The sequence below is a fragment of the Dyella soli genome (assembly GCF_054482295.1).
This window is the reverse complement of the sequence record NZ_JBTFFU010000001.1, coordinates 1,994,801-2,019,832: the sequence shown is the minus strand read 5'-3', so window position 1 is coordinate 2,019,832 and position 25,032 is coordinate 1,994,801. Positions and strand designations below refer to the sequence as shown.

The 25,032-nt window shown below is 59.1% G+C and carries 17 protein-coding genes and 1 pseudogene; 8 read left to right on the top strand and 10 right to left on the bottom strand.

Going from position 1 to position 25,032, the window contains the following annotated elements; genetic code table 11:
• Positions 1-16: 16 nt before the first annotated feature.
• The 7 genes and pseudogenes from ACXU4B_RS09285 to ACXU4B_RS09255 form a co-directional block, all read left to right on the top strand.
• Entirely contained in the window at positions 17-1,675 is a 1,659-nt protein-coding gene (locus ACXU4B_RS09285) for a methyltransferase domain-containing protein (protein WP_131409829.1), read from the top strand.
• A 58-nt stretch (positions 1,676-1,733) separates the two neighbouring features.
• Positions 1,734-5,879 (top strand): glycosyltransferase family 4 protein, encoded by a 4,146-nt coding sequence (locus tag ACXU4B_RS09280; protein ID WP_131409827.1) that lies wholly within the window; start codon positions 1,734-1,736, stop codon positions 5,877-5,879.
• Between the two features lie 669 nt (positions 5,880-6,548).
• The gene (locus ACXU4B_RS09275) at positions 6,549-7,415 is read left to right on the top strand and encodes a class I SAM-dependent methyltransferase (protein ID WP_131409825.1); all 867 of its coding nucleotides are present in this window, start codon (positions 6,549-6,551) and stop codon (positions 7,413-7,415) included.
• 159 nt (positions 7,416-7,574) lie between these two features.
• Complete coding sequence (gene gmd / locus ACXU4B_RS09270) at positions 7,575-8,609, top strand: GDP-mannose 4,6-dehydratase (RefSeq protein ID WP_131409823.1); 1,035 nt, start codon at positions 7,575-7,577, stop codon at positions 8,607-8,609.
• Positions 8,593-9,507 carry an NAD-dependent epimerase/dehydratase family protein gene (locus tag ACXU4B_RS09265; RefSeq protein WP_131409821.1) on the top strand — a complete coding sequence of 305 codons (915 nt, stop codon included), beginning with the start codon at positions 8,593-8,595 and terminating at the stop codon, positions 9,505-9,507. The genes gmd and ACXU4B_RS09265 overlap by 17 nt, the downstream gene beginning before the upstream one ends.
• Positions 9,508-9,642: 135 nt before the next feature.
• Positions 9,643-10,374 carry an FkbM family methyltransferase gene (locus tag ACXU4B_RS09260; RefSeq protein ID WP_165583171.1) on the top strand — a complete coding sequence of 244 codons (732 nt, stop codon included), beginning with the start codon at positions 9,643-9,645 and terminating at the stop codon, positions 10,372-10,374.
• 265 nt (positions 10,375-10,639) lie between these two features.
• Positions 10,640-10,909: pseudogene (locus ACXU4B_RS09255) on the top strand (transposase); the annotation flags it as partial.
• A gap of 270 nt (positions 10,910-11,179) precedes the next feature.
• On the opposite strand, the gene ACXU4B_RS09250 reads toward ACXU4B_RS09255, so the two are convergent.
• From ACXU4B_RS09250 to ACXU4B_RS09230, 5 genes are read right to left on the bottom strand one after another with little or no spacing between them, the layout of a single operon-like run.
• Positions 11,180-11,695 carry a hypothetical protein gene (locus ACXU4B_RS09250; RefSeq protein ID WP_131409815.1) on the bottom strand — a complete coding sequence of 172 codons (516 nt, stop codon included), beginning with the start codon at positions 11,693-11,695 and terminating at the stop codon, positions 11,180-11,182.
• A gap of 8 nt (positions 11,696-11,703) precedes the next feature.
• A complete protein-coding gene (locus ACXU4B_RS09245; RefSeq protein WP_131409813.1) occupies positions 11,704-12,057 on the bottom strand; it encodes a DMT family transporter in 354 nt (117 codons plus the stop codon).
• Positions 12,054-12,746, bottom strand: coding sequence for a class I SAM-dependent methyltransferase (locus ACXU4B_RS09240; protein WP_131409811.1), 693 nt, complete (start codon positions 12,744-12,746; stop codon positions 12,054-12,056). Before ACXU4B_RS09240 ends, ACXU4B_RS09245 begins: the two co-directional genes overlap by 4 nt.
• Positions 12,743-13,696 carry a glycosyltransferase family 2 protein gene (locus ACXU4B_RS09235; protein WP_131409809.1) on the bottom strand — a complete coding sequence of 318 codons (954 nt, stop codon included), beginning with the start codon at positions 13,694-13,696 and terminating at the stop codon, positions 12,743-12,745. The genes ACXU4B_RS09240 and ACXU4B_RS09235 overlap by 4 nt, the downstream gene beginning before the upstream one ends.
• Positions 13,689-16,019, bottom strand: coding sequence for a YfhO family protein (locus ACXU4B_RS09230; RefSeq protein WP_131409807.1), 2,331 nt, complete (start codon positions 16,017-16,019; stop codon positions 13,689-13,691). Before ACXU4B_RS09230 ends, ACXU4B_RS09235 begins: the two co-directional genes overlap by 8 nt.
• 653 nt (positions 16,020-16,672) lie before the next feature.
• Here ACXU4B_RS09230 and ACXU4B_RS09225 point away from each other — a divergent pair.
• Positions 16,673-17,101: a hypothetical protein gene (locus ACXU4B_RS09225; protein ID WP_131409805.1), complete on the top strand. Its 429-nt coding sequence runs from the start codon at positions 16,673-16,675 to the stop codon at positions 17,099-17,101.
• Positions 17,102-17,424: 323 nt separating this feature from the next.
• Here the strand turns inward: ACXU4B_RS09225 and ACXU4B_RS09220 are convergent, their stop codons facing one another.
• The 5 genes from ACXU4B_RS09220 to ACXU4B_RS09200 form a co-directional block, all read right to left on the bottom strand.
• Positions 17,425-18,768 carry a phosphohexomutase domain-containing protein gene (locus tag ACXU4B_RS09220; protein ID WP_131409803.1) on the bottom strand — a complete coding sequence of 448 codons (1,344 nt, stop codon included), beginning with the start codon at positions 18,766-18,768 and terminating at the stop codon, positions 17,425-17,427.
• A 316-nt stretch (positions 18,769-19,084) separates the two neighbouring features.
• Positions 19,085-20,029 (bottom strand): electron transfer flavoprotein subunit alpha/FixB family protein, encoded by a 945-nt coding sequence (locus ACXU4B_RS09215; RefSeq protein ID WP_131409801.1) that lies wholly within the window; start codon positions 20,027-20,029, stop codon positions 19,085-19,087.
• Positions 20,030-20,051: 22 nt separating this feature from the next.
• On the bottom strand, positions 20,052-20,798 hold the full coding sequence (locus ACXU4B_RS09210; protein ID WP_131409799.1) for an electron transfer flavoprotein subunit beta/FixA family protein: 747 nt from the start codon (positions 20,796-20,798) through the stop codon (positions 20,052-20,054).
• 110 nt (positions 20,799-20,908) lie between these two features.
• Complete coding sequence (locus ACXU4B_RS09205) at positions 20,909-22,987, bottom strand: glycoside hydrolase family 99-like domain-containing protein (RefSeq protein WP_425481392.1); 2,079 nt, start codon at positions 22,985-22,987, stop codon at positions 20,909-20,911.
• 49 nt (positions 22,988-23,036) lie between these two features.
• Positions 23,037-24,986, bottom strand: coding sequence for a glycosyltransferase (locus ACXU4B_RS09200; protein WP_240734055.1), 1,950 nt, complete (start codon positions 24,984-24,986; stop codon positions 23,037-23,039).
• Between the last annotated feature and the right edge of the window lie 46 nt (positions 24,987-25,032).

Below are 25,032 nucleotides of genomic sequence, written 5' to 3'. Positions count from 1 at the left end.
GATTAGAGAATAGAGTATGAATGTTGATCAACTCATGCGGCAAATCCAGGACGAAGTAGTCCAGCGCAGGCGTCACGACGATGCGGCTCCAAGCGGAGTGCCCGATGACGGGGCCGTCGAAGCGAACGACCACTGGGTGCCGGCGACCTCGCGCGTGGTCATCAAACAGGCCTACGCGTTGAGCGACCTTGTCGATCTGGATGATCGGGATTTCGTGGAGACGGCCTATCGTGCATTACTTCGCCGCCCTGCGGATCCCGATGGACTGGCGTCATGTCTGAGCGATCTCCGCAATGGCATACGCAACAAGGTGCATATTTTAGGAGATATCCGGTTCTCCCCGGAAGGCATGTCACGTGGCGTACATGTCGAGGGCTTGCTATTGCCGTATAAGCTTCAGCAGTGGTCGCAAAAGCGCTTCATTGGGCGCCCCCTCGCTTGGCTACATGCTTTCGTCCGCTTGCCAGCGTATCTGAGGCGACTCGATCGAATGGGGGCTGTCCAGGCTCGAGAGGTCCAACATCTGGGTCATCATGTCAATGCATTCGCGGCAGGCATGTTGCGCCGAATCGAGCGCCAGGAACAAGAGATCGAGCAGCACAAGCAAGAGATCGAACAAGAAGAAAAGGCCATTAGCGCAATTCTGGAGTCCGCATTGCCAGAGCGCGACCAGGCGATTCGCCAGGCAGGCGAGAAGATCGACAACCTCAACTCGGAGTTGCAACTTGTTACGGGGCAGTCGCGAGTGGCCTTGGCGCGCCTCTACGAACGACTTGCGCAAAGCTCCTCGGAGCAGGAAAGCCTGGTTGCTACTGCAATTGGCCGTCTAGAGAATCAGTTGGCCAAGCACAAGGGTGAGCTCCAGCGCCTGCACACTGATAGTGCAAGAAGCCTGTTGGAACTTAGATACGTGGTTGAGCGTGGAACTGTTCAGGCGAGTCGTGGCGGTGAGCTTCCCGATCGTAACCAGTCAGAACCATCTTCGGTCCCGAACGCACACGATGCGCTTTATGCCTCATTCGAGGACGAATTTCGCGGGACGAGAGAAGACATCAAGAGTCGCGTAGAGCATTACCTTCCAGCCGTTCGCCATGCAGTCGGCGAGACGTCCGCCGGCTTGGTAGTCGACTTGGGGTGTGGGCGCGGCGAATGGCTCGAGCTTCTGCGAGAGCACGGTATCAAGTCATGTGGCGTTGATCTGAATAAGGTGATGCTCGCCGAATGTAAGGCGAGTGATCTTGATGTCACCGAGCAGGATGCCTTGGTCTACCTCCGCAGCCTGAGTTCGGACTCAGTCTCCGCGATCACGTCAATGCACCTCGTCGAGCATCTTCCCTTTGATGTGCTCCTGGAGCTGCTCGATGAAGCGTTCCGGGTGCTTCGCATTGGCGGCATACTGATACTGGAGACCCCCAATCCAGAGAACCTGCTGATGGCCACACAGTGGTTCTATATCGACCCGACCCATCGCAATCCCATTCCGCCTCCGCTGCTGAGTTGGCTCGCTCGCGCCAGGGGATTCTCCGACGTCTCCATAGAGCGATTGACAGCAAACCGCGGCGTGGTTGAAATCGAGGACGTCCCCGCCGAGACGGCGGCTGCCCCGCAGCTCAACCAGCTTCTGGCGCTGCTGCGTGCCGCGCCCGACTACGCGATAGTGGCCTATAAGCGCTAGTTGCAAAGACCAGGCGACTCCATGACGACCGGACGCGGCTGAGGATTTTGAGATCGAGATGATGTATGAGCATGCCAAATCAGTAGCTGGGGCGCGCGTGGAGTGCTCGGCGGCAACAAGTTCGCCTGCTCGGCGACGTCGGTTGCTCGTGATCAATTTTTTCCCCGCATTTACGCCGCCATCCAGTGGAGGTGAGCAGCGCTATTTCTATCTTTACAAGCACCTCAGCAAGAGTTTCGATATCACTCTCGTCTCGGCTACCTTCCCGAATGCTTCGCTGGAGACCATCACACACAGCGATTGCTTCAGGGAAATTCGTGTTCCCAAGCCAGCTGAGGCTGATCAGATTCATTGGCAGCTATCTTCGGAGGGAATAGGGCCCGAATGCTCAGCGCTCGCGGTGGCGCTCGCCTACCCATTCGACACGCAGATGTCTCGGGTCATTTCGGAGCACGCTGTTGGCGTGGACTTCATCATCCATGAGTCTCCTTTCACCGTGCCATATGATCGCGGCATGGGAAGTGATGGAATTCCTCGCATCTATAACGCCTACAACGTTGAGTACCAACTTGCGAGGCAGATATTCAAAGGTGACATCGGGGTTCGCGCGACTGAGTTCGTGAAGTTTCTGGAGACGGAACTGATCGCGCACTGCGAAGCCCTTTTGGCTATCAGCGATGAAGAGGCCGATACGTTTGAACGCGAGTTCGGATTCGAGGCTTCGAAAATCTTCAGGGCCCCCAACGGTTTCGAGCCGAATGACCAGGACGTCAGTTATGTCCGGAGCCGCAATGAGGTTCTGTTTCTCGGTAGCGTTCACCCGCCGAATGTCGAAGCTCTCGACTTCATTGGCAACATACTAGCGCCAGCCCTTCCGCATATCACATTCAACGTGATCGGCAGCGTATGCAAGGCGTATTTGGGTCCGCAACGAGCAAACCTGAAGCTTTTGGGTTTTGTTGACGAGGCTGAAAAGACGCGCCTGTTGAGCACCTGTGGTGCGGCCATCAATCCGCTCTTCTCAGGTGCAGGAACGAATCTGAAGATGCTTGACTATCTGGCGCATGGCGCGCCAATCGTCAGCACAACAGTTGGTGCGCGTGGCCTGCCGTTGGTCGACGGCGAACATATCGTCGTCAGCGAGAGTGACGCATTTGCGATCACTCTAAGCCGCGTCCTTGGTGACGCCGTGCACGCCGACCGTTTGTCTGCCAAGGGTGCCGAATTTGTCGTCGAGTCCTACAGCTGGGAGGCCATTGCGTCGCGCGTCGCTGGCGATCTGGAGGGGTTGATCCGGCAACGGGAAGCTCGCCGGCCTCGTCGAAAGATACTTAGTGTCTGCGACTATTCCGTCGATCGACCCATGGGTGGCGGCCAAGTACGCATTTCGGCGCTCCTGCGTGAGCTGGGGCGAGAGTTCGACGTGACGTTGTTGTGCATGACTGATGACCTGCAGGAGTCGTCCAGGCGCATACATGATGGTGTCCTCCAGGTTGCGATCCCGAAGTCCGAAGCGCACAGGCTGGCTCAGGTCGAAGCTGACCAGGGTTATTCCGTGTCAGTCGCGGATGTAGTCTCAGGCTTGCAATGTGGTGGGGACTCCCGATACAGGGGCAGGTTTCTGAAGCTCCTGCCGAATGCCGATATCATCTTGTTCGAACAGTGCTATCTGGCTGCGTTGTTAGACGATATTCCGCTCGATGTTCCAGTCGTCTATTCGTCACAGAACATTGAGGTTGACCTCAAGCGCGCCCTCTACGCGCATCGTGATGATGGTGAGCGCTGGCTTGCCGAGGTCGAGCGGATGGAGGCGGCGATGTTCCGGCGCAGCCAGTTGCTCGTTTGCGTGTCGCAGTCTGATCTTGACGGCTTTGGTACCCGGATGCCGGCGATCAAGGGCATGGTGATCGAGAACGGAGTGCGTTTGCGCCCCAACTTCGTCCGTTCCAACCGCAGTGGTCGGAATGAACCGTTGGCGATTTTCCTCGGTAGTTCCCATCCCCCGAACGTTCGGGCTGCGCGTTACATCATCGAAGAGCTGGCGCCGGAATTGCCGCAAATCTCGTTCGCATTGGCGGGTAGCGTTTGCGATGCGGTGGCCGGCGACAGGCTTCCATCCAATGTCCTTTTGCTGGGTTTTCTAGAGGACGAGGAAAAGCTCGCGGCGCTGGGCATGGCAGACGTGGCGATCAATCCGCTGTTCGACGGCGGTGGCTCCAGCCTGAAGGTGCCTGACTTCTTCGCTGCGGGTCTGCCGATGGTTACCTCGGCGGTGGGTGTTCGTGGCTACGATGCCGTCGACGGCGTGCATTGTGTTATCGCTGGCAGCGACACATTCCCGGCATCCGTGCGTTCGTTGATCGGCAATGCTGAGCAAAGGCAGCGAATGTCCGCGCTTTGCCGGCGTTTTGCCGAGGAAGAGCTGGATTGGGAGTTGCTGGGTGGGCGATTCCGGCGCGAGTTGAGAAAGCTCATCCCTGGCCAGGGTATGGCGCGAATGCTGGTCCTCACCTACCGGTTCGCGGATCCGCCGCGAGGCGGCGCGGAAACGTTCATGCTCAGGCTGCTGGAGCAGCTCCGCGCGAACGCGAGCCTGCAGATCGAGATTGCGAGCACCCATGTAGGTGCCATACATGATCACCTGCACTTTTCGGCCGTCTATGACCATCCCGAGGATCGGGATGGCATGCCGGATGGAATAGGTGTGGTGCACTATTTCCCTGTCGATGAAGGACGCTCTGATCCGTTCGAAGCAGCCCGCAAGTTGCACGCAGTGTGGATGAATGAATCGCTTGAGCTGGGCCGACGTCTTGCCAAACGAGACGACCGCCCGGGCCTGTTGGGTGGTTGGAACCATCCCGAGCGAGCGCAAGGCCGTGCCGATGCAATGTGCTGGGCTAGCCGGCATGCCCAGATACGGGTTCCCAACAATGCGACACGCTTGACCATTGCAGGCGTATCTCCTCAGGGCACTCAGACCATATCGGTGCGCGCGCACGAGAAGGAGTTGCGCGCGATCTCGGTCCATGGTGAGTTCGAGTTTACGGTCGATTTGCCTCGGGCCAGCGACATCGTCGAACTGTGTTCGACGGCAGTGTTGAGCGAAGCGTCCGACCCGAGAGTTCTGTCTTTCATCGCCACGTCGCTCTCGTTTGGTACGGCCAATGAGGACATCACCATCGATCTTGGCGTCGGCATGGAAGTGCGCGCCAAGGAGGGTAACGTGGATCGCTGGGTTTCGGATTTGATAGAGGTCGCTGAGATGCGGGACCCCGCGATCGATGCAATTTTCGATCAGATACGAGGCCCTCATTCCACATCCCGCGATCGCTGGTTGCGAAAGAACCTGCCTCAATTCGACCTTGTTCTTGTACAGGGGGTGCCGTTCTCGACCGCCGTAGACGGAGTACACGCCTCGCGGTGCCATGGCGTGCCGTGCATCGTACTTCCGCACTTTCATATGGAAGATCGTTACTACCATTGGCAGTCCTTTTACGAAGCCTTCCGCCACGCCGATGCGGTCATTGCGGCGCCGTCACAAAGCAAACCGCTTTTCTTCGACAAAATTGGGGCCAATAGCGTCGTGCTGCCCGGTGGGGGGCTTGATCCTGCGGACTTCTCTGCGGATTCCATCTTCAACGGAGTCGAGGCGTTCCGGGCGCTCCATACGCAGCGACGCCCGTTCATGCTGGTACTTGGTCGCAAGGCCGGCGCCAAGAACTACGCGATGATCATCGAGGCCGCATCGCGACTCCGCCAAACGGGCCGCAGCTTCGACTTGGTGATGATCGGGCCAGATGATGACGGCGCTCCAGTGGACGCATCCCTTGTGACCTACTACGGCGCGCAGCCGCGGGACGTGGTCATTGGTGCGCTTGCCGAGGCACGCTGCCTCGTCAACATGAGCGACAGCGAGAGCTTCGGTATCGTGCTCTTGGAGGCCTGGATGGCCGGTACGCCCGTCATTGCTCGAACCAGCTGCACGGCCTTTGCGGAACTCGTCTCGCCCGAGAAAAACGGTCTGATGGCAAATGATGTGGCCACGGTGATGGAGGCCATGGCTCGCTATATTGACGACGCCGAGCTTGCTACCCGGCACGCTGCCCAAGGACGGCAGCTTGCCGAAAGTTACGGCTGGGATCGATTGGCTCAGCGCTTCGCTATGGTTGCATCTGACATCTTGGGCGATTGTAAGAATGCGTAAATGGTGTCTGTTCAAATCATGCGTTAAAGCCAGTGTCGACTCTCCGTAAACTTGCTCCACGCACTATCAAGGCTCTCCAGGCAAGCAAGTAAGCGGGGACCTGACGTTGCGCAGTAGCAAATTTACTGAAGGTCATATCGCAGCCTTGCTGCGGTGGGTCGAAGGGATTGGACCGGACAAGGATCTGCAGCAGGTGCAGCGTCCCGATGCCGAGCCCAACCAGCTCAAGTGAATGTATTCCGAGCTGGCCATGGAGAGCCACGCGTTGAAGGACGTAATCGCAAAGCGCCGGCGACCTGTCTCACAAGTACTTGCTCATGGCCTGGTTCATGGATCACCGGATCTGGAGCGAGCGTCAGGGTTGCATGGCGATGGGATTGTTACGGTCGACGGCGCGGTTTAGGGCCGGGTTGCGACGAAGACGTGTTCGCCCTGCTCGCCCAGTTGGCGGGGCGAATTTAAGGAGCGTCGCTTCGACGAGCTGTTCCGGCCGATCTGGACTTCGGCCTGGTGTGAAGCGAAAAATGGGTCTGGCGGGTGTAGCCTGATACAGCTTAATCGCCGTCGTAGCGGCAAAAGGCGTGTCCACAATTGCCATGCATTGCCGTTGTCGCATTTGCTGAGGCCCGCTTCGAGGGTTCCTAGTTCCGGGTATACGGGAGTGGATGAATGGACTATCAGGAAAAAGACGACATCGCGACGCATCGGCAGGAATATGACCGAATGCTTGCAGCCATTGGTTTCAAATCGGGAGCGCAGGCGTTCGAAAGTGCTCTCGATGTCGGGGGAGGGGGCGCCATGCACAGCGCGTTTCTCACTCGAATCGCCAAACGGGTGATTTGCACTGATTTCATCGATCAGAACGCACGCTACGGCGGCGAATTCATCAAGCTTCTCCGTGAGAAATTCGAGCGCAACGACGAGCCCTTCAATGCGCGTTCGTTGGAGTTTCACGCGGGCGATGCCATGAACCTTGTCTACAAGAATGCGGCGTTCGATTTGGTCGTATCGTTCAATGCGCTAGAGCATATTCCGGACCCGAGCAGGGCCGTCGCCGAAATCATCCGAGTACTTAAACCTGGCGGGTTGGCCTATTTGACGTTCGATCCGATATGGAGCTGCGATACGGGAAGCCATTTCTTCCATCGCGTGCCCACCCCCTGGGAGCATTTGCTCGTCCCGCAGGATGAATACGCCCTGAGAATGCGCGAGGCCGGGTCCAATGACGAGGAGGTCGGTGATTTTCTCCATGCCATGAACAAGGTGCGGCTGGATACGTTTCGTCGCATTTTCAAGACCGGCCTGAGTCAGGTGAAGGTCCTGTCCTATCAGGAATGGCAAGGCGTCGCGGATGAGTCGCATTTGCGACACCCCAATTTCGGCGCTGCCCGTGCGCTTGGGTATTCCGAGGAAGATCTAATGGTCCGGGGTATTTGCGTGGTTCTTCGCCGAGAGAATGCGCAGGCATCGGCAATGGTCGCAACGACGGAGCCAGGTAGGCAACCGTTCATTCGACGCATTTTGGGGCGGCGCTGAGCTGAATTGGCGGGTAGCGGATTCCACTGCGCGTAGACGATAATCCATCGTCGCGGGGGCCACACGCTGGGGCTCACTTTTGTCCCGGTAACCTATCCATTGAGCAACATTTGGCAAGTCCTGAGGGCTTGCCGGGCGAACAGACGGGAACGGAGCGGTATGAAGACGGCGTTGATTACAGGTATTTCTGGGCAGGATGGCGCCTATCTGGCGCAGTTGCTTCTTGAAAAAGGTTATAGGGTCTTTGGTACCTATCGAAGGACCAGCTCCGTCAATTTTTGGCGAATCGAAGAGCTAGGCATTGCCCAGCATCCCAATTTGAACCTCGTCGAGTATGACCTTACGGACACGGGTTCGGCGGTGCGTCTACTGCAGCTGTCCGAGGCGACGGAAGTCTACAACCTGGCCGCGCAGAGTTTCGTCGGTGTCTCGTTTGATCAGCCCACCACCACGGCACAGATTACAGCGGTTGGTGCGCTGCACCTTCTCGAGGCCATCCGGATGGTCAACTCGAAGATCCGCTTTTACCAAGCATCGACTTCCGAAATGTTTGGCAAGGTGCAGGCTGTCCCTCAACGGGAGGACACGCCGTTCTATCCTCGTAGCCCTTACGGTGTAGCCAAGCTTTATGCGCACTGGATTACGGTCAACTATAGAGAGTCGTATGACATCTTCGGCTCCAGCGGCATCCTGTTCAATCACGAATCACCACTTCGTGGACGCGAGTTCGTGACGCGAAAGATTACAGACTCGGCAGCAAAAATTAAGCTTGGAAAGTTGGATGTGCTGGAGTTGGGCAATCTCGATGCCAAGCGCGACTGGGGCTTTGCCAAGGAGTACGTCGAAGGCATGTGGCGCATGCTGCAGGCGGACGAGCCCGATACATATGTTCTCGCTACCAACCGCACGGTGACTGTACGTGACTTTGTGACGCTTGCATTCAAGGGGGCCGACATTCCGGTCGAATGGCGTGGCAAAGACGAAAATGAAACGGGTGTGTGTGTGTCCACCGGAAAGGTATTGGTTCGTATCAATCCAAAGTTTTATCGGCCGGCCGAGGTCGACTTGCTCATCGGAAATCCGCAGAAGGCCAGGGAAAAGTTGGGTTGGGAGCCGACGACCACACTCGAACAGCTCTGCGACATGATGGTGAAGGCTGACCTGCGCCGGAACGAACGTGGCCAATCCTTCTGATAATGGTGTCAAGCCCACGGCTCTCATCACTGGGAGTCGTGGATTTACGGGCAAGTATCTCGTTGCGGAATTGGAATCTGCAGGTTACGTCGTCTTCGGGGCATCGCACGAAGAGGGGGGCGTCGGAGCCGAGAGATCGGTAGACCTGTGTAACAGGGGGGCAGTCCATGATCTCGTCATGCGCGTTCAACCTGACGTTGTTGTCCATCTCGCCGCTATAGCGTTTGTGGCGCATGGAGATGTGGACGCCATTTATAGAACCAATGTTCTCGGCACAAGGAATTTGCTCGAGGCTTTGGCTTCAAGTCCGAAGAGACCGCGAGCTGTGCTTCTCGCCAGCAGTGCGAACATCTATGGCAACACCGATATTGAGCCGATCACCGAGGACGTCGCGCCAGCGCCGGCTAACGACTATGCCGTAAGTAAACTTGCGATGGAGTACATGGCGAGGCTTTGGATGGATCGTTTGCCAATAGTGCTCGCTCGTCCGTTCAATTACACCGGGGTAGGGCAGTCTGATAAGTTTTTGCTTTCCAAGATCGTTGAGCACTTTCGTCGAGGCGAAAAGTCCATTGAACTTGGCAATATAGACGTCTTTCGAGACTTTCAAGACGTCCGTTTCGTGGTGAGCGCCTATCGGCGCTTGTTGGAATCGAATGCCATTGGACAGACCGTGAATTTGTGCTCTGGAGTAGGTACTTCGCTGACGGAGGCGATTCAGATCATGGAGGAACTTGCGGGGTACCGGATCGATGTTCGCGTTAACCCGCAGTTTGTTCGCGAGAATGAGGTAAAGCGGCTAGTGGGTTCCAACGATAAGTTGAGGCAGCTGATCGGAGATATTGTTGTCATACCGCTGAAGCAGACGCTCGCTTGGATGTATCAATCGCCGACCTGAATTGTGCAGCACCTGAGCCAGGAGCCGCGTGCGTGTTGAATTTCACCCAAAACTGAGCCATTTGCCGGAGTGGCTTTCGCTTAATTTCGGTAGAAGGCACCGCTTGTACTTCATGGTATGGGGTTAGGGGAAACAATGGACGCTATCTCTGACATCAAAAGGCAATGGGATTCAAGAGTTCCCCACGAGACGGATTTCTACTTCTTCCGAAATTTGACGATCCAGAATCCTGTTGTCGTGGATGTAGGAGCCAATGCGGGACAATCTGTCGTCTCATTTATGTGTACTTGCAATCCGGGAAGGGTTGTTTCCTTTGAACCCAACCCGCGCTATGCCGCGGCGTTGGAGCATTTAAAAACACATCTGATGACTGAAGGACTATTCGAATACCATTTGATGGGTTGTGGATCGTCCTCAGGTAGGCTTGACCTGGTTATCCCCTACGTGGATGGAGAGCCCTACTTTCAGGAAGCATCGCTCAGTGTTTCTCATTTTGAGATTTCCTGGGTTAAAGAGAGGCTCCAGTCCTATGGTAGGGAGCTATCCTTTCAAACCCTGCAGATCGCAATAGCGCCCATGGATACATTCAATCTGCGTCCAAGCGTTTGCAAGATCGATGCAGAGGGGTGGGAGCTCGATGTCTTACAAGGTATGGCTGACACCATTCAGGCATCGCCCCCGATTTTTCTGATCGAAAACAACGACTACACGCGCGTCACCGCGTTCCTCACCGAGCGTGGGTATACCGCTTACGAATACCGTGCTGCCAGTAACAGCCTCGTACCACTTTCGCAGGCGACGACCAACACGTTCTATCTCCGGCCGCAACATTTCGCATGGCTTTCTACAAGCCTTGGCCGTAACTAAAGGTCTCGCTGGTACAAAACTCCATCGCACGCTGCCTTGGGATGACAAGGCATCTTGCGCTGTATGCGGGCCTTGAGATGCCGCCAGGGAACACTTCCTGGCTCGATGCTATCGATATCCCTACGATGGTTCGCGCGCCGCAATTTCGCGCTGCTGCGCGGGCGCACCAGTTGTAACGAGGGTTTTGCGGAACTCTGAATCGGCAGCGCAAGGGCAACCCCCTCCCGGTTCGTTAACGTCAACAGTGAATTTTCCTCATCGTCAGATCCGAGGATGTTCCGTAGGGAAGTCTCGATTCGACAACAAACTCCAAGCCGTGCTCAAGCAAGCCAAGGCCGGCACGCCGGTGACGCAATTGGGTGGTGTGCACTGCATCAGCTCGGCAACCTCCTACCAGTGGCGTAGTAAGCTAGGCGGCATGGATGCATCGGTGCTTTCCCAACTCAGGGAGTTGCCGGACGAGAACCGGCGCCTGAAGCAGATGCAAAACGACGCACAGCTCAACGCGGAGTTGCTGAACGAGGCGATGATAAAATGATGGTGAGGCCATCGTAACGCCGATAGCAGGCCCGGCGGTCAGTTAGCGCTGGGCGAACGAATAACGGTACCAAATTCACTAGCAGCGCATGCTGGTCTCGGCCGCACACCGCGGCAAGCGAACTGAATGACCCAGCCGCGCAAGCCGCAGCAATCAAGCGCTGCAGAAGGCGAGAAACGTGGCCAGGTCTATAGATTTGTCGCGATGAGGCGATCTAGCGGCCGCTGGTGTCACGCGTTGCTGCTCTGCGGTACGTGGCACGCAGCATCAATGAACAGTTACGTTGTAGTGCAGCGGCGCCTGGCCACCTTGCTCAAACTCGTTCGCGTTCTTGCGCTTCATCACGACTTTGAGGATGTAGTCGCCAGCTGCCGTCGGTGCAACGACGTTGAATTTCACAAGCAAGTCTCGCCCCGGCTCGATATTCGCTGGAATTACAGTTTCATTGGCGCCTGGGTTCGCCTCGCCATTCGGCGACAGCCATAGATACGAAATGACAACCGGATGCTCCCCGCTGGCTAAGAGCGTCTCAGTGCTTCCATTTGAGACCATGATCGCGAATTCGACCGACGCGTTCCGAAGAATGCTGCCTGACTGTTCGCCGTAAGCCATGCGAACGTCGGCTGGATCAAAATAGGTACGCCCTAGCGGAGAAGCGATCTGGACACTTGCAGGAGGGCTGACATCCGAAGGGGCGTGCCGCTGACACGCAGCGATCAACGCAATAATGCCCACTGTTCCCCATCCTCTGATGTTCGCCATTTGTCCGCCGAGCGTGGGCATTTTCCGACCTATTTGGATGCGGGTGAGGCGATGAGATAGACCGCGCCGACCAGCATTACGCAACCCACCAAAGAACGGACCGTTACCTGCTCCCGAAAAATCGCAGTACTCGCCGCGTACGTGAGCAGCACCGATAAGGCTGTATAGGTCGGATAGAGTAACGAAAGCGGCAAGCGTTTCAGGATATGTGCATAGATCACGAACACCGCAAAGTACAGTGTCAGCGCCCCGGTAAGGGGTAGATACTGTGGCCAATAGAAAGCGTCAAGCCGGCGATTGATCGCAAACAGCTTGAACATAATCTGCGCGCCAGTGAGTAATGTCGCGAGAAAAGTCGCGTAGCAAACGATGGCTAGGTTCATTTTCGTATGACCATGTACCAGTCGCCCGATAGTGCCCGAGTCGTGCTATTCAGCCCAGGCGCAAGACGGCCAAGTTGCTCTGCATAAAAGAAGAAATTGATGTGCTCGTCAAGCGTGTAATAGAAGGGCCGTTGGCGTGGTGTCACGATGATTACCTTCTCGCGCGCAACGCGGAGCAACTCCCGCACCACCTTGGTCGGATCGATCACGTGTTCGATTACATGCGTACATAGCACGACATCGAAAGCATTGTCCGGAAACGGTAAAGCGTCGGCGGAAGCCTGATGATAGCTAAAAGTAGATCCTGGCACCTCGTTGAGTAGGTCCACGCCGGTTAGCTCGGCTCTTCGTGATTCCTCACGCAGACGGTTTAGGAGGTAACCCAGCCCGCACCCCACATCCAATACGCTCTTTGCGTCCCTGGAGTCGGCGACGATCTGCTCGACGCAGGCGTGGTTATTATCCGTCAGGCGGTTTCTCGACACCGAATTGAGGCTTCGGTAAAAGTCAGCGTAATCGTCCGAACCCATTGTCCAAACGTTGGACTTGAAGCGCATGTACTTCGCGGGCTTGAGCGTCTTGTAGGCCAAACAATAGAACGGCCACATGAAGACTCGGCTGTCCCTGATTCCTGCTGGTACAAGCTCGTCCATCATCCAGCGAATGGCATTTGTCAGTGAGCGGTTCATTGCTTCTCCTGCGAGATCACGCGCCGCACCATATAGGGTGGGCGGGACTTTGATTCGATATAGGTACGTCCGACGTATTCACCCAGCACTCCGATGCCAATCAATTGCGCGCCGCCTAGGAACATCATGCCGCAGAAGATCGAGGCGTACCCTGGCACTTGCCGGCCGTGAACAAATGTCTGGAATGTAATCCAGGTGCCCGTCGCGAGTGATAGTGCGCCAATGATGAGGCCAGCGATGATGGCGAGACGCAATGGTTTGACGGAAAAGCTAGTTATTGCATTGACGGCCAGGGCAATAAGATGACCGAGGCGGAACTTGCTTGCGCCTGCCTCGCGCGACTCGAACTCAATTGGAATGCGCGCGACCGGAAATCCGATCCACGAATATAGGCCTTTGGTAAACCGGTGCTGCTCGCGCAAGCTGCACAGCGCCTCGACAGCAGCGCGCGATAGGAGGCGGAAATCGCCATCGCCGTCCACCATGGGAATATCGGAGAGCCAATTGATGAGCCGATAGAAGCGCCGAGTCATGAAGCGCCGAGATATGGAGTCGCCCGCTCGCGATGTGCGCGAAGCGATCACCACTTCGCTGCCCTCTTTCCACGCTTCCATAAGTGCCGTGATCGCTTCGGGCGGGTGCTGAAGGTCGGCATCGATCATGACAACTGCGTCGCAGTCGGTCTTGAGTGCCGCATCCAAGCCCGCCAGGAGCGCGGCCTCCTTGCCGAAGTTGCGCGACAACTGCACGACGCACGCGCCTTCGGGCAGTGTCCGGAGGCGTCGCGTAACGCGGGCTACGCCATCATCTGAACTCCCGTCATCCACGCAGATTATGCGCAGCGCTACATTCGGCGACGTCATGGCCGGGACAAGGCGATCGAAGAACCGCTCGATATTGGACGCCTCGTTGTACATTGGAACAACAATGGCAATGCTGCTTTTATTCATGTCCCCGATTCTTCGCTGAATACACACGTGCTCCGTACAGTCCCGTCAACGTGGTCAGCAGGGCCGCGAACGCGCTGATCACAATACCGAGCCTCAAGAGCGGGTCCTGATATTCGGCGGTAATAGAGCGGGTATGCGCCGGAACGATCACGCCAATCTGATTGTAGTTGACACGGGCGACAGCTGCAGGACGGCCATCCACCCAAGCAGTCCAGTTGGGTGAATAGTTGTCTCCGATCACGAGCATGATGCGAGCCTGATTGTCAGATTCGAGTGTTACCGCAACTCGTTCCACCTGCTCGTCCGCAATTTTTAACCGCGGCACAGGAACCGTGTTGCCGCTCAGCACAGCGTTGACATTTTCCACCAAGGCAGTCCTCGCGGCCCTGAAAGCTCGCCCGTCTTGTAAGCGAGACGTTTGCAGAGCGCTCAAAATCTGCGGGTCCGACAGCAGGATTGATTCACCTACCAGGCGGATGCGGGGCAGGCTGCGCGTGTTGAAAATGAGGCCTGCGGGATTAGTTGTCTGAACCGGTGCCCATCGCGCGGGCGGATAGAGTTCCTGTCCTCGTGGAATCTCAGGCGCGGAATTTGGCACGTAGGGCTCGACGATCGAAACTCCATAGAGGTCCAACACTTGGTTCTGCTCGGACATGACGTTGGGCTGTGTCCATCCCCCGAGTGTCATTCCTACCAATTCAGCGAAGCGCTTGGATAGCAGTGGCCCGTACCAATTAAGCGATGGGATCCCTGCCGCTCGCGCGATGTCCGGCGATAGGTTCGGGCTGGTCCAGCCGGAGAGCGTTAACAGTCGTCCTTTTGTGGTCGCGATCAGGCCTTTTGTTTGCGAAAGCACCTCGATATGCGCGTCGTCGTGTTTGTTCCCGAGAATATTGGTGGATGGTGCGTGACGAGCGAGGTTGAGGAGTTCGATGGCCGCGATGAGAATCGGAGCGACGAGAAGGAAGTTTGTTTGCCCGAAACCCTTGATGCCCCAGGCGACGCTCACGATGGCTATGAGCGAGAGCGTCAAGAACTGGAACAAAGTTGGACCGGTAAACAGTTGAATCAAGTCAATTGAAGTCGAGCAAGACGTGCATGTGCGAAACAGCGCTATCGTCGCAATTAGCGGCAGTATTGCGGTGACCGCTCGCCGGACCCTGACCTTTACTGGCAAAGAAGCCGAGGTCATGCGTGCAAACGCCATGCATGCTAGTTGCAAGGCAATAACCGACGAAACGATTTGCCACCTTCCCCATGCACGAAACAATGACAAGGCGGGCACATGTACAAGCCAAGCGGAGAGATTCGTCAAGGATGGCGCCAAGGCAAGGATTGACGTCAGAACGAAGGCTAGGATGAGCTTGCGTCCGACCAGGTCGAACCAAAGCTCTCTGGCGCCGATGAGTATTAGGAAGGGAATGCATGCGCCGATGTAGGCGATGTTCTCCGACCAATTGTTAGTTAGATCGGTGCCCGCGTAAGGAGTTGGCGCGGCGCTACCCATGTCTCCACCCGCCAGGTACGGGAATATATTGATGCCCAGTTCGAATGGCCTCAGGCTGAACTGCCTTAGAGTCTCTGAGTCTATGGAGGCGCGCAGCGAGTCCGCAACAAACCCAAGCGCTGGAACGAGGAAAGCCGCCGAAAGTGCAGCGCCTAATGTGACGCCTAACACTATCTGCGCATAGACAGACATGATTTTGGACGGCCGGTGCGTCAGTGGCATCGCGACCAAGCCACATCCCGACAGACCATAAACGGTTATCTGGGTGTGGCCAGTGGCGAGTGACAGGGCGGTTGCTACCGCTAGTAGGGCTACCCATGCAGGCCAGGCCACACTGCGCGTGGACAACCTTAGGCCAGCCAGCAGCATCCATGGTACATAAGCGGCTGCGTGCAACATGGACGTATGCCCAAGATGCGCCACCAGGAAGCCCAGTCCGGGAGCGCACATGACCGCAAGGATGGATGCCGCGCGCGAGCGCGTCAGCGACCACGCGAGACAACTGTTGCCCATGGCGAAAATGAATATCGCCGAGAGCGTGAAGTAGTCGAACCCCTTTTGATTCGCGGGGAAAAGATATTTAAGGAAATAGAAGGCAAAACTATTGGGGTCGGCGTAGCTTGGCCAGCCGCCAATGTAGCGGTCGCTCCAATGGAAGCCATTATCGAAGAACTGCGCAAATTGCCCATCCGAGGATATGTGGGCGTTCGACGCGAGGAAAGGGAAATAAATCGATAGGGTGGCGATTATCCCTAGAACAACCAACGACGGGAAGCCTGCCGACTTGTTCTGCGGTTCGCCTTGAAGTAAGGCCATTATCCATCCCCTGATTACGGCTGCTCATGTTCGATCTATTGAAAACGTCGCTTTGCCACAAATCTATCCATCGACGATGAGGGTATCGGGCGATACAAAAATCCTCCATCTGCGTTTCGAAGCAAGTTTTGCCTTGGCCAATATGGAGCAAGCAATTCAAGTGCTGTCTTCGAATCGGAGTCAAGTTTAGCAGGCCGTCGAGAAACTCCCGCGCCTCGAAGCGGTCGTAGTAGCCCTCTATCGCAGAGCCCTCTGTCCGATGCGTAGCCCTGACCTCCCTTGGCTTGACGCGCTTTCCTATGCGTTCGTGGAAGGCCGCGTGCCGAGCGCTCGTCCGATCTGCAAGCTGCGCGTGCTGGAGGATGGGATGCATGGCGAGCTCGACGGGACGCCGGCCACCAGACACGCCAAGGGCGACCGCTGGTCAAATCCGCCGAAGCGCCTTCTGCCAGCCTCACCGTTGTAGGCGGTCTGCAGCGTGCGCGGTGAGCTGAAGCGGATGGATCTACTGGAAACGAAGCTGCTGCTTCGCTGAGTCGTCGGACCCGACGTGGATGCGCCTGTGGGGGCTCACTCGGTTGGTGGTTGCGGGAGCTGTAGAGTGAGGAGCAGTTTTCCATGGATGGCACGCAGCTGAGGCATGGGCCTCGCACATGAGTTATGGGCCGGAAGACGGAGGCGACGACGGAGATGGCTTTCAGGGCCAAACGTGCCGCAATGTGATGCACGCGTCATCTACCGGCCCGGGCCCGCGGCTGATCCGAATAGGCAGAGGCAACGAAGCGAAGGCAAGTTACCTGGCCAATGCCCTGCTGGAGAGCCGTATCGACCTGATAGTGGCCGTCGACTTGGGCCACGCCAGCAGCACCAGCGAGCGCGAAGGGACGCTCGATTTGCCGACTCGGGCTGGAGTGAAGGCTTGCGCCGCGATGGGTGCAGACAAAGGTAGCGACCAGCGGGACTTCGACGAAGCACTGAAACGGCGCGGCATCCAAGCTCAGATTGCCCGCAACACCAAGGGGCGGCACAGCTCCATTGACGGACGAATCGTTCGAAGCAATGGCTACGAGATCTGCCTGTAGACACGCAAGCGCAACGAACCGGGCTTCGGGTGAATCAAGTCCTTCGGCGGGCTTCGCAAACGGCCATTAGTGGCGTTGTCCAAAGTGTGCGGATGGGTCGCCTCGATGTTGACGGCGTTCAGCCTGATCTGGCTCTGTGGAATCGGCGCGTGGCGGAATCCATCACCGATGTGAGTGATGAGGGGAATTTGGCGCTTGCTCGCGAGGGAAGTAACCGTGATCGCTTCCCGCGCGTGATGTGTCTGATAGAACGACGCTATGCCAGTGGAGCATAAACGTCCATTCCCAAAAGGGTTTTGTGGAACTCGATCGAACTGGATGCTTCACGACGCCAGTAAACTGCCGATCTCTCGCGTGCGCCGCTCCATCAATGCGGCATCGTTGCGACTTTCCACATTTAGCCTTAGTAGTGGCTCGGTGTTTGAGCTACGCAGATTGAAACGCCAGTTACCAAAATCAGCGCTTACACCGTCAGTGTAGTCCAGGGCCGGCTGGCCGCTGGCGTAAAAACTCAGGACTTTCGCAATGGCTTCTTTTGCATCGGAAACTTTAAAGTTGATCTCGCCACTGCAGGGAAAAGTCGACATTCGGTCCTCGACCAGCTCTGCCAAAGACTTGCCCGTCGACGAGACAAGGTTGGCGATCAACAGCCACGGAATCATGCCGGAGTCGCAGTAGGCGAAATCGCGGAAATAATGATGCGCACTCATTTCGCCGCCGTAGATGGCGTTCTCGGCGCGCATGCGTTCCTTGATGAAGGCGTGGCCGGTCTTGCTCATAACCGGAATGCCGCCTGCGGCGCGCACCATCTCGATGGTGTTCCAGGTGAGGCGGGGGTCGTGAATGATCTTCGCGCCCGGGTGCTTGCGCAGCATCGAGGCGGCGAGCAGGCCCACCAGGTAGTAGCCCTCGATGAAGCGACCCGTGGCATCGAAGAAGAAGCAGCGATCGAAGTCACCGTCCCAGGCCACGCCGAAGTCTGCGCCGCTTTCCACGACCGCCTTGGCGGTGTCGGCACGACATTCGGGCAACAGCGGATTGGGAATGCCATTCGGGAAGTTGCCGTCGGGCGTGTGGTGCACGCGGATGAATTCGAACGGCAGGTGCGGGGCAAGCGCATCGACGACGAGGCCGGCGCCACCATTGCCGGCATTCACCACGATCTTGAGCGGCTTCAGTGTTTCCCGTTCGAGGTAGCCGAGCAAATGCTCGACGAAGGCGGAACGATCGTGATGCGTGCGTTGCTGGCCCGAGACCGGGCGGTCGGGCAGGGGGTGCTCGCAGGCATCGCGAATGGCGAACAGGCCGGAATCGCCGCTGATCGGGCGGGAGCCTTCGCGTACCAGCTTCATGCCGTTGTAATCCATCGGATTGTGGCTGGCGGTCACCATGACGCCACCGGCCGCTCCCAGGTGTGCGGTCTGGAAATAGACCTCTTCCGTTCCACCCACGCCGATGTCGATGACGTCGCGTCCGCCGCGTCGTAGGCCGTCCGCCAGCGCCGTCTGCAGCGAGGGGCTGCTCAGGCGCACATCGCGCCCGAGTACCACCGGGCCGGCATCGAGCTGTTGCGCCAGGGCGAACCCGATGCGTCGGGCCAGCTCATCGTCGAGTTGATCCGGAACCCGGCCGCGGATGTCATAGGCTTTGAAGCAGCGCAGGTCCATGTCAACGACGTCCTTATTTCAAAGATGGGGGAGAGAGCTCGAAGTGCCGGCGGCGAGCCGTCGGGGGGCGAGCCGATCGGGCCCGGGTGCACGCACCGGTGTCTTCGGCCTGGGGCGACGGAGGGTGGCACGGAGCAGCAGCGGTCAGTTTACCCTTCCGGGCAGCCGTGCCTCCAGACCGACGTCTGATGGCCTGGCTCCGCTAGCCAGGCTTGTCGGGAGCGTAGGCAGGCCGGCGCGCGCGCCTGGAACGCAGGATGTGCCGGGACCGGCAGCGGCCCCGGACGGCGAGGCCGTTGCCGGGGCGCTGAAGCGGTCAGCCGATCGCGGCTTCCAGCTCAGGGAGCAGCTTGAACAGGTCACCCACCAGGCCGATGTCGGCGATCTCGAAGATCGGCGCTTCGCCGTCCTTGTTGATGGCGACGATCGTGCCGGCGTCCTTGATGCCGGTCAGGTGCTGGATGGCACCGGAGATGCCGATGGCCATGTACAGCTCCGGCGCGATGATCTTGCCGGTCTGGCCCACCTGCAGGTCGCTCGGCACATAGCCGGCGTCGACTGCTGCGCGCGAGGCACCCACGGCGGCACCGATCTTGTCGGCGAACTTGTAGATGACCTCGAAGTTTTCCTTTGAGCCCACGCCGCGACCGCCGGAGACCACCTTGCTGGCGCTCTGCAGGTCCGGGCGATCGCTCTTGCCCGACTGTAGCTCGACGAAGCGGGTGTGCGAGGGCAGGGCGACGTCGAGCTTGAGTGCCTCGACCGGTGCGCTGTTCGCGCCACTGGCGGCAGCGGCCCACGAAGCAGTACGGATGGTGGCGACAACGGTGCTGCCCGCATCGGCCTCGACCGTGATGATGGCGTTGCCGGCGTAGATCGGGCGCTTGAAGGTGTGCGCGCCTTCCACGCTCATCACGTCGCTGACCTGGGCCACGCCGAGCAGGGCGGCCACGCGCGGCAGCACGTCCTTGCCGAACGTCGTCGACGGGGCGAACACGTGGCTGTAACCGGCGGCGGCCTTTGCGATCTGCGGAGCCAGCACGGCGGCCAGCGGGTGCGCGTTCTCGGCGCGAGCGACGGTGAGCACGCGGCTGACGCCGTCGATCTTCGCCGCTTCGGCGGCGAGGGCGTCGACGTTATCGGCCAGCACCAGCACGTCGATGGCTTCGGGCTTGATGGCCGCGGCGGCGCTCACGGCGCGCGCGGTGGAGGGGTTGAGCTTGCCGTTCAGATGTTCGGCGATGACGAGGATCTTGGACATGTCGTTGTCTCCTTCAGGCTGCTTAAAGCAGGCCCTTCTGCTTCAGCGCCGCGACCAGTTCGGCCGCATCCTTGACCATCACGCCCTTGCTGCGCTTGGCCGGCGCGGCGTAGTGCGTGGTCTTGAGGTGGTCGTTGGCTTCCACGCCGAGCGAGGCGAACTCGATGCTGTCGATCGGCTTGGACTTGGCCTTCATGATGTCCGGCAGCTTGATGAAGCGCGGCTCGTTGAGGCGCAGGTCGGTGGTGATCACCGCGGGCAGTTCCGCTTCGATCACTTCGAGGCCGGCGTCGACTTCGCGCGTCACCGTGATCTTGCCGTCGGCGATCTCGACCTTGCTGGCGAAGGTGGCCTGCGGGCGGTCCCACAACGCGGCCAGCATCTGGCCGGTCTGATTGGCGTCGTCGTCGATGGCCTGCTTGCCGAGGATGACCAGGCCCGGCTGTTCTTTCTCGATCAGCTTCTGGAAGATGCGCGCGGCGGTCAGCGGCTGCACGGCATCGCCGGTCACGACGTGGATGGCGCGGTTGGCGCCCATGGCCAGGCCGTTGCGCAGGTGCGCGGTGAGGTCGGCCGGACCAATGCCCACGACCACGACCTCTTCGGCGACACCCTTTTCGCGCAGGCGCAGCGCTTCTTCCAGCGCGATGTCGTCAAACGGGTTGGCGGAGAGTTTCACGCCATCGGTGACCACGCCCGTGCCATCGGGCTTGACCTGAATGCGCACGTTGTAGTCCACGACGCGCTTGTAGCCGACCAGGATCTTCATCTGCTGTTCCTTCTACCGTACGCCCCATGGGCGCTTAGAAAATGGTGATGCAAAGGCCGTATTCTAGCCGATGGCCCATCCGGGCACGAATGTTCCGGCCGGGCTTCAAATCAGCCGCTGCGGCGCGCATAGGGATAGGTACCGGGGGCGCGGGCGTCGCGGGCGAGGCCACACAGCGGTCCGGCCTCGGCAAGCCGGCCGCCGCAGCGCTGCACCGTGAGCGCGATGACCCGTTCCACGGCGTGCGCCATGGTGCCGTCGACCTGGCCCGTTTCGTCTTCGAATTCCCCGAGCCCCAGATGGGCGTCGAGCAGCGGTCGCAGCGATGCCAGGCGCGCCCAGAACATGCTGCCAGCGACAAAATCGTCGGTTTCCGGGGATGGGGCGCCGAGGCCCAGTGCAGTGCACAGGTATCGTACGTTGGCCTCGTTTGCGCCCCAGTAGGGACCCAAGGGCTGGACATGACCCTCGGCGGCGACGATGCCCAGGCCGGGGTCGCTACGGAAGGCCGAGGCGATGCGCGCCGCACGTTCGGGAGAGAGCAGTTTCTCGATCAGTTCCTGGCGCCAGCGATCGCCATCCTGACGGTGTGTGGTGCGCTTGGTATGCAGCTTCAGCACCACCTCGGCGCCCTCGTCGAGAAGACGGTCGCAAACGATCAGGAAAGGCAGGATATCGCGACCGCGATTTTCGCTTGCTTCGATTTCCGCATCCAGTCCGAGGCGGGCCACGCGCTCTCGGACCTCTTGCTCACGTTCGTAGGCCGTGGTGATCACCACGCGCCAGTCGATGCCAGTGGCGCGAAGTGCGCCGACAATCTCGTCAAGCACATCGACATACCAGGCATGGATCACCGCGCAGGGACGGGGGTCCGGGGCACGTGATGGCGCGGCAGCCTCGGAAAGAGCCTGGCGCGTCGCTTCCAGCCACGCATGGCCGAGCCGGGCGTCAGGCTCGAGTACGGCCCCTTCGGCCCATTCGTTCCAGGCGTTGATGAACACCATTGGCGATGCAGGCGCTCGTCGCCTGGCCGTGTGGATGGCATGGCGCAACCAGTCGCGATAACCGCGTGGCGAAGCATGAGCATAGACGCGGCCGCGTCCACTGCGGCGCGGCTCGTTGTCCCAGCCGGGGTTCACTCCGGGATAGAGCAGGTAGGCCGGATCTGGCGTGCTCATGGCCGCGGTTGCCAGTTCACGCCAGTCGTGGACGTCACCGTGGAAGCCGGGATTGATCAGCGTCAGTTGACCAGTGATGGCCTTGAGCGTCGTATTGTTAGGTGGAAACTCCACAGCCGCGTCAAAACCGATGCTGCGCGGGTCGACGCGATCGAAGCTCTGTACATAGGCGAGATGGATCTCGCCTATGCCGTTAGCGTGGCACCATTCACGCCAGCGTTGCGCGGTTCCCATTGGGTCGGGAAGCAAGCCGGGGCGGTAAACAAGCAGCATCGGCTTGCCTTCCACCCTCAGATATCGAGGGTCGGTGAGATAGCGCGACACATGCGCGATAAACGCAAGGTCATCCTCGACGCTGTGTTGCTGGCCGATCAAGATGTCGTCGGCACGCCCATCCCACCGGCGCGACCAGTTTTCGTTGGCCCAGCACAGGCAGAGCGGCAGGTCGAGCGTCGGATCCTGCAGCCACTGCCGTAGCGGGTCCTCGAGCAGCGTCTTGCCGGCGAACCAGTAGAAATAGCTGCAGAAGGCACCAATGCCGTATTCGCGCGCCAACTGCATTTGCCGCCGCATGACCTCGGGCTGGCGCAAGTCGTAGAAACCAAGCGCGCCGGGCAGGCGCGGCTGCAGGTGACCCTCGAACTGGGGCAATGCGCGCGTCACGCTGTTCCATTCGGTGAAACCCGTGCCCCACCAGACGTCATTCTCGGGAATGGCGTGGAACTGCGGGAGATAAAACGCAATCAGCGTGGCAGGCAACGCGTCGGGGAGCGTGCCAGCACGATAGGGTGCATAGCCCAAGGCACGTCCGGCCGAGTGCCGCAATGGTCGATGTGCCTGATGCCGGCTGTCCGGCGACTGGCCGCGTGGGCCCTGCGGAACGAAATCGGCATGGCGTTCCAGAAATCGCTGCCGCAGACGGTCACGCGTCGCTGCGGGCATCGGTGTGAGCCGAAAGCCAGCACGCAGCAGATGGAAAAGGGGGTGTTTGATAATGTTGGGTAGCGACATGGACATCAGCCTGGGTGATGCGTGATGGTCCGGCCTAGGAGCACGGGGGTCAATCCAGTGCTCGGTGCAAGGTGGCATCGGCGGCAGCGGCTGAGAAGTGGTTCCGCACATTCTCAAGGCCCTGCATCGACAGTTCGTTCCACAGGGATTCGCTACTACTCAGGCGCACCACCGACTCCACGAACGCCGGTGCGTCCTGCGCGACCAGTACGTCTTGGCCATCACGCAGTTGCATGCCTTCCACGGCCAAGGGGGTCGCAATGACCGGCACTCCGTAGCTCATTGCCATGTTGATCTTGCCCTTGACTCCCGCCCCAAATCGAAGCGGGGCCAGTGAAGCAAGGGCGCCTTCCAGCCACGGTGCGAGGTCCGGTACCCGGCCGTGCAATGCCAGGCCTGGCGTGGCCAGTTCACTGCGTGCCGAGTCGGGGATGTCGCCGAGTACGTGGATGCGGATATCGGGCAGGCGGGCGCGCAGTGCGGGCAGGATGTCCGTGGCGATCCAGCGGATGGCATCCGCGTTGGGTGGGTGACCGAAGCCACCGATGAAGACCAGGTCACGGCGTTCCGCAAAAGGCCTGTGGCAGCCATGAACCTCGTGAATGTTCGAGAGAACTTCAACCCTGGCATGGGGTAGCTCTGCCGCAAGCAGTGCTTGTTCGTGTGGGCTTACTACGAACGTCACGTCGCATTGTTCGATCAGGGCCACCTCGCTTTTGCGTGACGACTTGGCCTGATGGGCCATGGTGGCACTGCCACTGAGCTCGGCTGCACGCTGCTCACGCAGGAAATGCAGGTCGACCGTGTCGAACAGCAGTCGCGACTTGGGTGCGTGCTTGCGTACCAAGGAGGCGTACTGGCCGGCGACGGTGTGGCGGCACAAAATGACGGCGTGCAAGTCACGTCCGTGCTCAATCAGCCAGTGGGGCAGCTCGGATACCCAGGGGCGGCTCAGCACTTCGGTGCCCAGGGCGCCCAGTGAGCGGATTTCATTATCGGTGGCGCGACCATCGTCCGGCAGGAAGCACACATCCCAGCCCTGGGCATCCAGCAGCTTCAGGATGGCGCACAGTCGCAACGATCCCGAATCGCGCGTGGGATCGGGTGTCATGCTGTCGACGACCAGGATGCGCCCCTTGCGGCGCCACCGTAGCGCGCGTGGCAAGGGGGTGCCGGCCGGTGGCTGGTTGCGCAGCACCGTCGCCCATTTTTCCAGGAATTTGGCCTGGTTGGGCACCTGATGGCGCTTCATGCCCGCCTGCAGATCGGTGCCGGCGGAGATACCTTCGAAATGAACCACCGTGCTTGCCGGTTCGAAGTAGACGCGAAGTCCCATGTGACGAATGGCGAAGGCGAGATCGGCGTCTTCGTAGTAGGCCGGCGTGTAGCGGATGTCGAAGCCACGCACGCGCTCGAAGACGTCGCGGCGGATCATCAGCGAGGCGCCGCTGACGTAATCGACCTCTCGCCGATAGCGCCATGAAGGTGCATCCCGTTGCTCGAATCGCCCCACGGTCCATCCGCTGCCGTCGGCAAAGATCAAGCCGCCCGCCTCCTGCAGCCTGCCGTCCGGGTACACCAGCCTGCTACCGGCAATGCCGCAATCTGTCTTCTCTACAAAACAGTCCAGCAGGCCATCCAGCCAGTTCGACATGACCTGCGTATCGTTATTGAGGAATAGCAGGTATTCGCCGCGGGCAATCGCGGCCCCGGCGTTGCAACTCCCGACGAAGCCCAGATTGGTTTCGTTGTGAAGCAGGCGCACACCGCCCACGCGGGCCAGGGTTTCGGCGCTGTCGTCAGGTGAGGCATCGTCGACCACGATGACTTCGAATGGGGCGCGCGGCGGATGACGTTGGATCGAACTCAGGCAGGCCAGCGTGTATGCCAGCTTGCCGTGGATCGGAATGATCACCGAGACAAGCGGACTTTCGGACGTGGGCAGCACGAAAGGCTCGAACGGCATCACCAGCGGTGCGACCTGCAACGAGTCGTCCACGGCGGGTCTGCGCTCAAATTCCTGGCGCGCACGAGCCAACGTCCCG

What these genes read in the sequence shown, in the direction of transcription:
- ACXU4B_RS09285 (WP_131409829.1), top strand. Translation starts at nt 17, where the DNA reads ATGAATGTTGATCAACTCATGCGGCAAATCCAGGACGAAGTAGTCCAG.
- ACXU4B_RS09280 (WP_131409827.1), top strand. Translation starts at nt 1,734, where the DNA reads ATGATGTATGAGCATGCCAAATCAGTAGCTGGGGCGCGCGTGGAGTGC.
- ACXU4B_RS09275 (WP_131409825.1), top strand. Translation starts at nt 6,549, where the DNA reads ATGGACTATCAGGAAAAAGACGACATCGCGACGCATCGGCAGGAATAT.
- gmd (WP_131409823.1), top strand. Translation starts at nt 7,575, where the DNA reads ATGAAGACGGCGTTGATTACAGGTATTTCTGGGCAGGATGGCGCCTAT.
- ACXU4B_RS09260 (WP_165583171.1), top strand. Translation starts at nt 9,643, where the DNA reads ATGGACGCTATCTCTGACATCAAAAGGCAATGGGATTCAAGAGTTCCC.
- ACXU4B_RS09250 (WP_131409815.1), bottom strand. Translation starts at nt 11,695, where the DNA reads ATGCCCACGCTCGGCGGACAAATGGCGAACATCAGAGGATGGGGAACA.
- ACXU4B_RS09245 (WP_131409813.1), bottom strand. Translation starts at nt 12,057, where the DNA reads ATGAACCTAGCCATCGTTTGCTACGCGACTTTTCTCGCGACATTACTC.
- ACXU4B_RS09240 (WP_131409811.1), bottom strand. Translation starts at nt 12,746, where the DNA reads ATGAACCGCTCACTGACAAATGCCATTCGCTGGATGATGGACGAGCTT.
- ACXU4B_RS09235 (WP_131409809.1), bottom strand. Translation starts at nt 13,696, where the DNA reads ATGAATAAAAGCAGCATTGCCATTGTTGTTCCAATGTACAACGAGGCG.
- ACXU4B_RS09230 (WP_131409807.1), bottom strand. Translation starts at nt 16,019, where the DNA reads ATGGCCTTACTTCAAGGCGAACCGCAGAACAAGTCGGCAGGCTTCCCG.
- ACXU4B_RS09225 (WP_131409805.1), top strand. Translation starts at nt 16,673, where the DNA reads ATGAGTTATGGGCCGGAAGACGGAGGCGACGACGGAGATGGCTTTCAG.
- ACXU4B_RS09220 (WP_131409803.1), bottom strand. Translation starts at nt 18,768, where the DNA reads ATGGACCTGCGCTGCTTCAAAGCCTATGACATCCGCGGCCGGGTTCCG.
- ACXU4B_RS09215 (WP_131409801.1), bottom strand. Translation starts at nt 20,029, where the DNA reads ATGTCCAAGATCCTCGTCATCGCCGAACATCTGAACGGCAAGCTCAAC.
- ACXU4B_RS09210 (WP_131409799.1), bottom strand. Translation starts at nt 20,798, where the DNA reads ATGAAGATCCTGGTCGGCTACAAGCGCGTCGTGGACTACAACGTGCGC.
- ACXU4B_RS09205 (WP_425481392.1), bottom strand. Translation starts at nt 22,987, where the DNA reads ATGTCGCTACCCAACATTATCAAACACCCCCTTTTCCATCTGCTGCGT.